8 protein-coding genes are annotated in these 9,467 nt (G+C 44.8%); 4 read left to right on the top strand and 4 right to left on the bottom strand.

Going from position 1 to position 9,467, the window contains the following annotated elements; all coding sequences use genetic code 11:
• Positions 1-192 precede the first annotated feature (192 nt).
• Entirely contained in the window at positions 193-1,395 is a 1,203-nt protein-coding gene (locus A3756_RS10780) for a class I SAM-dependent rRNA methyltransferase (RefSeq protein WP_068509041.1), read from the top strand.
• A 29-nt stretch (positions 1,396-1,424) separates the two neighbouring features.
• On the opposite strand, the gene A3756_RS10775 is transcribed toward A3756_RS10780, so the two are convergent.
• Entirely contained in the window at positions 1,425-2,435 is a 1,011-nt protein-coding gene (locus A3756_RS10775) for an imelysin family protein (RefSeq protein WP_068509043.1), read from the bottom strand.
• The gene (locus A3756_RS10770) at positions 2,404-3,060 is read right to left on the bottom strand and encodes an HAD family phosphatase (protein ID WP_068509045.1); all 657 of its coding nucleotides are present in this window, start codon (positions 3,058-3,060) and stop codon (positions 2,404-2,406) included. The genes A3756_RS10775 and A3756_RS10770 overlap by 32 nt, the downstream gene beginning before the upstream one ends.
• A gap of 241 nt (positions 3,061-3,301) precedes the next feature.
• Between A3756_RS10770 and A3756_RS10765 the strand changes: the two genes are divergently transcribed.
• From A3756_RS10765 to A3756_RS10755, 3 genes are all read left to right on the top strand, one after another.
• Complete coding sequence (locus tag A3756_RS10765) at positions 3,302-3,778, top strand: RNA pyrophosphohydrolase (RefSeq protein WP_068509047.1); 477 nt, start codon at positions 3,302-3,304, stop codon at positions 3,776-3,778.
• 41 nt (positions 3,779-3,819) lie between these two features.
• Positions 3,820-6,105 (top strand): phosphoenolpyruvate--protein phosphotransferase, encoded by a 2,286-nt coding sequence (ptsP, locus tag A3756_RS10760; RefSeq protein WP_068509049.1) that lies wholly within the window; start codon positions 3,820-3,822, stop codon positions 6,103-6,105.
• Positions 6,106-6,194: 89 nt separating this feature from the next.
• Positions 6,195-7,457: a patatin-like phospholipase family protein gene (locus tag A3756_RS10755; protein WP_068509051.1), complete on the top strand. Its 1,263-nt coding sequence runs from the start codon at positions 6,195-6,197 to the stop codon at positions 7,455-7,457.
• Positions 7,458-7,776: 319 nt separating this feature from the next.
• On the opposite strand, the gene hslU is transcribed toward A3756_RS10755, so the two are convergent.
• Positions 7,777-9,102 (bottom strand): ATP-dependent protease ATPase subunit HslU, encoded by a 1,326-nt coding sequence (gene hslU, locus A3756_RS10750; protein WP_068509052.1) that lies wholly within the window; start codon positions 9,100-9,102, stop codon positions 7,777-7,779.
• A 76-nt stretch (positions 9,103-9,178) separates the two neighbouring features.
• The coding region (gene hslV, locus A3756_RS10745) for an ATP-dependent protease subunit HslV (protein ID WP_082865201.1) at positions 9,179-9,467 on the bottom strand (289 nt) is incomplete at its 5' end.

Below are 9,467 nucleotides of genomic sequence, written 5' to 3'. Positions count from 1 at the left end.
TCGGTGAGTTGGTTGCTCATAATTTGCTGCTGCCTGTGACTTGCTTTATTACAAATACTGATAATTAACCTAGTAATTGTAGGATGAATTGAGAAATAAGCTAACGATGAGCAGAATAAAAATGGGCCTAAATCGGCTTGCTTGATATACTGCCGCCCAATTCAAGCTAACTAAAATATCGAGAGGTGTACGATGACTGACCAGCCTAAAACGCTTTGCCTGAATAAAGGGGCTGACAAGAGACTAAAACAGGGTCACCTCTGGATATATAGCAATGAGATTGATACCAAGCAAAGTCCCTTAAAACAGTTTGCGCCAGGCGAACAAGCTATTGTGGTCAACCAGGCGGGTAAAGCGATTGGCCGGGCTTTTATTTCTCCTGCATCACTCATCGCTGGTCGAATGATTAGCCGGGACCCTGCACAGGCAATGGACCAGTCTTTGCTCAGGCACAGGTTAAAGATCGCTTTGTCCCTCAGAGAGCAAGCCTTTGATGGGAATTCTTATCGCTTGGTTTATGGTGATAGTGATATGTTGCCTGGCCTGGTGATTGACCGCTTTAAAGACGTATTTGTTGTTCAGATTTCGAGTGCTGGAATGGAGTCTTTAAAGGATGAAATCGTTTCGGCACTTGAGAAGGTTTGTCGACCGAAAACGATTTTGTTTAAAAATAATGGCAAGATGAGATCTGCCGAGAATCTCGAGTCCTATGTTTCGCTTGCTATGGGAGAGGAGCTTGAAGACGCCGAACTGGAAGAGAACGGTGTTCGTTTTCTTGCACCAGTTATGAAGGGGCAAAAAACAGGCTGGTTTTATGATCACCGCATGAATCGGGCGCGCTTAAAAGACTATGTTAAAGGTAAGCGCGTGCTGGACTTGTATAGCTATGTGGGCGGTTGGGGAGTTCAAGCCGCTGCATTTGGGGCTGAGTCGGTTACCTGTGTAGATAGCTCTTCAATGGCGCTTGATTACGTTGAGAAGAATGCGGCACTAAATGACTTGTCTGACAAGGTAAGTTGTATTGAGGGTGATGTCTTTGACGTGTGCAAGCAGTTGAAGCTTGAAGGTGAGAAATTTGATGTTGTTATCGCTGATCCACCAGCATTTATTCCTAAGCGTAAGGACCAGAAAGCGGGTGAGATTGCTTATCAACGTTTGAATCAGCTTGCGATGCGCCTGCTAGAAAAAGATGGTTTACTGGTTTCTGCGTCGTGTTCTATGCACCTTTCGCGAGAAGCCTTGATGAAAGCTATTGCGGTAAGTGGCCAGACTTTGGAAAAGCGCTTACAAGTAATTGAGCAGGGCGGCCAAGGTGCAGATCACCCAATACTGCCAGTAATTCCGGAAACAGAATACCTGAAATCAATTTTCGTCAGAGTTTTGCCAGCATCGTAGTTTGATTAAATGAAAGTGCGATGCAGGGCTTAGTTTTGTCTCGTGCTTTCTAGTGTTTCAATGACGCGATTTGCAAGGCTTATTCTTGCGGCGATACTACTCTTGGTATCGTGCATAGCTTGCTTGCCGATCAGCATTTGAATTTGCCGACAGGCTTCGAGTTCTACTTCAGCAATTTGACGAAGTGATGCTCTGAGTTCTTCTTCAGGAATGGTGGCAAGTGCTGCTGGATAGTAGCCATCGAGCCTGTTCCAAGAAACGCTAAAAGCTTCGATATCTTGTTTGAGCAGTTTGCTTAGGAGTTTGAGGTATTTTGCTCTACGCTTGGCGCTTTGGTTCTGACTTTTGCTAGTGTTCTCGATTGAAAAGTCTGCAACGATTCTCGGGTTTCCACTCTCGCCAAAAAGCATAAACTCTAAAGCATGAAAGCCTAAGGCAACATAGGCAGAATCTCCGAGTAAATGCTCCTGATTAAGGCTATCCTTGGTCAATTCGATTTCAGAGTGAATTAAACCGCTTAGCGGGTAGCCTTGGACCTTATCTAAATAGCCAGGAATCAAAGGGTACTGATCAATGCGGTTGTGGTTCGTATGAACGAGTTCAGGAGAGCTGAGAGTCACATCCAAAACCGGATGTATGATGTTCAGGCTTTTTAGCCATTGTCTAAGAAGTCTAGTCGAGATATATGTATCGTGAGCTAGACTCCACTGCTGATGAGCTTCCTGTAGAGATTCTTTCGATGGCTGAGTCGTTAGTTTGTCGATAGAACTTTGTAGCTTAGCGGCTGCGTTGCTGGTTTCAGTAAGTAATCGATTACTCTCTTTAACCATTTGGTCGATCAAAGAGGTGGAGAGTGTTGCGATTTGACGGTTGCCAATATCTGACGATTGCTTGTTTATTGCTGAGCTTGTTTTGCTGGATGTGATATCTGGCGTTGAGGGTTCACTGCAGCCGAATAGCGCTAAACAACAGAAAGTGGTGAATAAGCCCCTGATCATGTCTTTTTTCTTAGCTTCTGAGAGTTTGTATTGGCCAGCCATTTTGTTCACTATATTCTCTTAAGGTGTCATCCGGGTCGATAGAGACTGGCGTGCTGACCAGCTTTAATAAAGGCAGGTCATTATGTGAATCGCTATAGAAAAAAGAACCTTTGAGTGTATGGTGATTCGTCTCTAACCACTCGTTCAAACGCGTAATTTTCCCTTCTTTAAAGCTGGGTGTGCCGCTTACCTTGCCTGTATATCGACCGTCGACTTGCTCGGGAAGGGTCGCTATCAGTGTATCAATGCCAAAAGCCTGAGCAATAGGCTCAGTAACAAAGTGGTTTGTGGCGGTAATAATCAGGAGAGTATCTCCGGCAGCTCTGTGTTTTTCAACAAGCTTGATTGCCTTATCAAGCATAAGTGGTTTGATTTTCTCCAGAAAAAACTCTTCTCGCCATTTCAGCAGTTGCTCTGTCGGATGTGCGGCGAGTGGGCGAAGCGCGAATGACAGGTATTTGAGGATGTCGAGTTCACCATTTTGGTAATCCAAAAGAAATTGATCATTGGCCTCTTTGTAAACTTGAGCGTCGACAATAGACTTTTCGACGAGAAATTCGCCCCAGGCATGGTCGCTATCACCCGCGATTAATGTGTTGTCTAAGTCGAAAATTGCCAGTGCCACTTATGTACTCCCCCGAGAGTGTTTTATGCTAAATAACGACCAATCACAAAGGGTCGATTTCGATGAATAGAAAATCATATCAGATCATCTCTTTAAAAACTCATTAAGATCTTAAAAGTAGTCTAGAATTGATTGATATATCTAGCATAATTAATTATTTGCCCGCTCATGGGTTTGCTGTATCGGGCAAATTCTGAAAGAATGAAGGCAATGTAAATATCTATAGACGGGAAATTAGAGAGTGATAGATTCTGACGGTTTCAGATTAAATGTCGGAATTATTCTCGCAAACGAATTTAATGAGGTACTTTGGGCAAGGCGAATCGGACAAAATTCTTGGCAGTTTCCGCAAGGTGGAATCAAAGTTGATGAGACTCCTGATGAAGCACTTTACCGTGAATTGAATGAAGAAATAGGTTTGCAGCCTTCAGATGTACAGATTGTGGCCAAAACAAAGGGTTGGTTACGCTATCGATTACCCAAGAAAATGATTCGCCATAACTCCTTACCGTTATGCGTCGGACAGAAACAAAAGTGGTATATGTTACGCATGCTGAGTGCTGACTCAAGCATATCTGTAGATCGGAACGTGAGCCCCGAGTTCGATCGTTGGCAGTGGGTAAGTTATTGGTATCCGCTGGGTCAGGTTGTCTCATTTAAGCGAGAGGTATACCGAAGAGCAATGAAAGAGTTATCAACTGACTTATTTAAGAACTAAGCCACCTATTGGAAACGTGGGCATAATATAAAGGGTATTAAATGCTAAGCATACTTCGCAGTATTGTTCAGGAAGTGAATAGTGCCGCTAGTCTTGAGGAAGCACTGAATATTATTGTCAGTCGCGTTCAGGAGGCTATGAGTACGGAAGTATGTTCCATCTATCTTCTTGATCCGGCAGAAAATCGTTATGTCTTGCGTGCCTCTCGTGGCTTGCGGGAAGATGCGATCGGGAACGTGAGCTTGGGTTATTCAGAGGGTCTGGTTGGTTTGGTTGGTGTTAGGGAAGAGCCGATAAACCTCGAAGATGCCCAGCAGCATGAACGCTACCGCTATTTGCCTGAAACGGGAGAAGAGCGTTTTACAAGCTTTCTTGGTGTTCCAATCATTCATCATAAAAAGGTATTGGGTGTATTGGTTGTTCAGGAAGCCAGTAACCTGCGTAAGTTTGATGAAGGTGAAGAAGCTTTTCTAGTTACGGTTTCTGCACAGCTGGCGAGCGTTATAGCGCATTCAGAAGCAACTAAAGCAATTGAGTCAGTTTCTGAGAGTGGGAAAGTAGCGCAGGATATCGCCTTCAAGGGTATCGCTGGTGCACCAGGCGTTGCGATTGGTCGCAGTGTTGTTGTTTTTCCGCTTGCCGACCTGGATGCGGTGCCTGATAGAAGTGCTGAAAATATTGATGATGATATCATTTCATTTGAAAATGCGGTTGAGTCCGTCCGTAAAGATATTCAAAGCGTCGGTGAGCGTTTATCTACCCAGTTAAGGCCTGAAGAACAAGCTTTGTTTGATGTCTATCTTGGTATGTTGGATGACAATGCTCTGGCAGGAGAAGTGATCACCCAGATAAAAGCCGGGAAGTCTGCCCAAACCGCATTAAAAAATACCATTAGTGAATATGCACGTCATTTTGAAATGATGAATGATGCCTATCTCAGCGAAAGAGCTGTAGATATAAAAGATCTGGGTTGCCGTATACTTTCATACCTGCAAACAGCGGATAAAAAACAGCATGACTATCCCGATAATGCGATCCTGGTCAGTGAAGAATTAACCCCTACTATGTTGGGTGAAATTCCGAAAGAGAAGCTACTCGGTCTTGTTTCGATTAAAGGCTCAGGAAATTCTCACGTAGCAATCTTAGCCAGAGCGATGGGGATTCCCACTGTCATGGGTGTGGTGGATATGCCACTCACACAGCTGGACGATAAAGAGTTAATAGTCGATGGCTACAATGGTGATATTTTTGCCTGCCCTTCTGAAGAGCTGCGTGGCTACTATGAGCAGATCGTCGAAGAAGAGAAGGCGCTGGATCAAGGCTTAGAGAAGTTAAAGAGCCTACCCTGCGAAACTAAAGACGGGCATCGCATCTGTGCCTGGGTGAATACCGGTTTAATGACTGATGTTGTTCGTTCACTGAATCAAGGCGCTGAAGGTGTTGGTCTATATCGAACTGAAGTGCCATTCATGATCAATGAGCGTTTCCCAAGTGAGCAAGAGCAGATGGACTGCTATCGCGAGCAACTGGAAGCGTTTGCACCGAATTATGTCACCATGCGTACCTTGGATATTGGCGGAGACAAAGCTTTATCCTACTTTCCGATCACAGAAGAAAACCCCTTCCTGGGTTGGCGAGGAATTCGTGTAACTCTGGATCACCCAGAGATATTTTTGGTACAAATGAGGGCTATGCTGAAGGCGAGTGTGGGCCTCGATAATCTGCGTATTATGCTACCGATGATCTCAAATGTTAACGAGGTTGAGGAAGCGCTACATCTTATTTATCGTGAATATCATGAAATCTGTGCTGAAGGTTATGACATATCTATGCCTCAAATCGGTGTCATGATAGAAGTACCTGGTGCAGTGTATCAAGTGAAAGAGCTTGCTGAACGAGTTGACTTCTTGTCAGTTGGTTCAAATGACTTAACCCAATACCTATTGGCGGTGGACCGAAATAATCCGCGTGTTGCCTCGCTTTACCATTCTTTTCACCCAGCTGTACTTCAAGCGTTATATAAGATTGCTCAGGATACCGCTGATCTACCCGTGCAGTTGAGCATTTGTGGAGAGTTGGCCGGTGACCCGGCTGGTGCCGTCCTATTGCTGGCGATGGGGTATGATGCTTTGTCTATGAACGCCTCAAATTTGCTTAAGGTTAAATCTGTTATTCGTGATATCGATATGACTTGGGCGAAAGACTTGTTAGATAGTGTTTTAGCACTGGATTCGCCCTACATTATCCAGAGTACGCTTAATTTGGCTTTAAAAGAAGCGGGCTTTAGCCGTTACCTACGACCTAGCAAAATTGGTGAGGAAAACTAGTCTGCTGCTTCCTAGTGTGAATACTCTAGTAATTATATTTACGCTTACTATTTTTAGAATTGATTAAATTGGACGATAGAGGTTATTGAATGTCTGAGGCGCAGCCAACAGAAAACAAAAAACTAACGTTGGGGATTGCACTCGGTGGCGGTGGCCCATTAGGTGGCATATATGAGATAGGGGCACTGCGTGCGATTGACGAGGCGCTCGAAGGGCTCGATTTCAATGACTTAGATATCTATGTAGGTGTAAACTCAGGCTCTTTTGTCGCAGCGAATCTAGCGAACCAGATGACTCCTGCACAAATGTGCCGAATCTTTGTGCGTAATGAGGCTGATGTTCACCCTTTTCATCCTGAAGTCTTTTATAAGCCGGCTTTTTCAGAATATACGCGTAGAATAAAATCTATACCCAAGATATTGCTTAATGCTGGTCTAAGTGTATTAAGTCACCCAAATGACCAGTCAGTATTAGAGGCTTTGACAGCGCTGGCTCAAGCCATTCCTTCTGGTATTTTTGATAATAATGGCTTCCATAAATATTTGAGCCGTTCGTACTCGTCAATTGGTAGAACAAATGAGTTCGAGAAGCTCCGTAAGCAATTGATTGTTATTGCGGCAGACTTGGAGTCAGGCGAGACTGTTCGTTTTGGTACCGAAGGCTTAACTGATTTGCCTATCTCCAAGGCTATCCAGTGTAGTATGGCTGCGCCCGGTATATACAAACCTGTAGAGGTCGGTGGACGTTATTATGTCGATGGTACCTTAAACAAAGGGATGCATACCTCGGTTGCCTTTGAGTCAGGTGCAGATATTGTTTTTGCCATTAACCCTGTTGTGCCGATAGATGTCGGGCAGGCCGTTCAAGCTGATACGATGAAGCGCGAGGAGTTGACGCAGTCAGGGATGCCGAATGTTCTTTCCCAGGCCTATCGTACAATGGTTCACTCTCGCCTTACTTCAGGCCTCAAGAATATATCCCGTGATTTCCCCGGAAAAGATGTATTGTCATTTGAGCCACCAAGGCACGATGCAAATTTGTTTTTCTCAAGTGTCTTTAGTTTTAACTCACGAAAAATGATGTGCGAGAGTGCTTATCAATTAACTCGGGCTAATCTTAGAAACAGGATCGATGAGCTCGAAAAAGTACTGGCACCAGCGGGTGTACGAGTCCGAAAAGATATTCTATTTGATGAGCAGAGAACACTCAGTACAGGTCTGTATGGTGAGGCCTTGCCAACCTACCAGGGTAGCCAGGAAAGCAGGCCCAAGACAATCAAAGTAAAGGGCGGTTCGTCTGGTGGTGACAGCTATTTTGAAAGAGTCTCTCAGAAAGTAGTATCTATGTTTTAAGATTAATTGGGGTCAGAGTAGAATGGCACTTACTTAAGCTAGGACGCGCTCCGACGCTTGTCATTCCCGCTATGCCCCATCGTCATTGCCGCGCAGGCGGCAATCTATTGTTTTGAATCCTACACGACTAAACAAAAAAGAAGACTTCTCGTCGCTGCATGATTTAATGCGTTTAGTTTTACTTTTAATGTGTCGCATAACTCGTAAAAACAATGGATTCCCTTATTCAAGGGAATGACGTCTTTGTTTGCCTTAAGTAAGTGCCATTGGGGTCAGAGTAAAAGCGAAGGTTTTTCCTCTGACCCTGATGATTTAATGATTACAAAATATATTGGCTTAAATCTTCATCTTCAGACAACTCATCGAGTTGCTCTTTAACGTAGTCAGCTGTCACTTCAAAGTCATCTCGTTGGCTGTCGCCAGCCTCAAATGATATATGCTCCAGAAGTCTCTCAAGCACTGTGTGCAGGCGACGAGCCCCGATATTTTCAGTCTTCTCATTAACCTTCCAGGCAATGTGTGCAATCGTTTCGAGTGCGTCCTCACTGAAGCTGAGTTTTAAGCCTTCGGTAGCCATAAGTGCAATATATTGGTCAATCAGTGAAGCATTTGGTTCGGTTAGAATCTTTTGGAAGTCTTCTGGTGACAGCGCTTTAAGCTCAACACGAATTGGTAGGCGCCCTTGAAGCTCAGGAATAAGGTCTGAAGGCTTCGATAGGTGGAAGGCGCCTGAAGCAATAAACAGAATGTGGTCTGTTTTGATTGGCCCAAGTTTAGTGGTTACTGTACTTCCTTCAATTAGTGGAAGTAAATCGCGCTGTACACCTTCGCGTGATACGTCGGCGGAGGAGCCTTCAGAGCGCTTGGCAACTTTATCGATCTCATCGATAAAGACAATACCGTTCTGCTCAACTGCCTGGATAGCTTTAGATTTAATGTCTTCTTCATTTACCAGCTTGCCAGCTTCTTCTTCTTTGACTTGCTTAAGCGCGTCTTTAACCGTTAGTTTTCGGGTTTTCTTTTTGTCACCGGACATGCTGGAAAAGATATTCTGAAGCTGGTTGCTCATTTCTTCCATGCCTGGAGGCGCCATAATCTCAACGCCTACAGGTGTGGCGCTGACTTCAATATCGATTTCTTTATCGTCTAAATCGCCTTCTCGGAGCTTCTTGCGGAAGATTTGTCGCGTCGAAGAATTATCGCTTTGAGCTGAGTCGGCACCCGTTCGTGCTGGAGGAAGCAGGGCATCTAAAATACGCTCTTCAGCAGCGTCAGCAGCTTTAGTGTCGACAAGCTTCATTTCTTTTTGCCGCAACATATTAAGGGCCGAGTCAGCAACATCGCGAACAATAGACTCTACATCTCTACCCACGTAGCCTACTTCAGTAAATTTCGTTGCTTCAACCTTCAGGAAGGGAGCATCAGCAAGTTTAGCCAAGCGTCGGGCGATTTCAGTTTTACCCACACCGGTTGGGCCAATCATTAAAATGTTTTTGGGGGAAATTTCTTCTCTTAAGGCCGGGTCAAGTTGCATGCGGCGCCAGCGGTTTCGAAGTGCGATAGCAACTGCACGCTTGGCTTCATCTTGGCCGATGATATGTTGGTTGAGCTCGTGTACGATTTCGCGAGGAGTCATGTTTGCCATGGAATTTAGTACCGTATCATGTAAAGGGTGATGTTGATTCGGGCTTTCGTTAAGTTGTGTCGTGCCTGATTAGTGGCTATTTGGCTTCACCAAGGTGCTCGATGGTAAAGGCATCATTAGTGAATACGCAGATGTTGGCAGCGATCGTTAGACCTTTTTCAACAATCTCTTGTGCTGATAGCTCGGTGTTTTCAAGTAGAGCTCTTGCGCTAGCTTGAGCGAAAGGGCCGCCAGAGCCAATTGCAATCAGGCTATCTTCAGGCTCTATTACATCGCCATTACCGGTGATGATAAGAGAGTTGTTTTCGTCTGCCACGGCAAGCAATGCTTCAAGCTTTCTGAGTGCGCGATCTGTGCGCCAGTCT

The sequence above is a fragment of the Oleiphilus sp. HI0086 genome (genome assembly GCF_001635225.1).
Note: the sequence above shows the minus strand (reverse complement) of the source record. Positions and strands in the feature narration are given on the sequence as shown.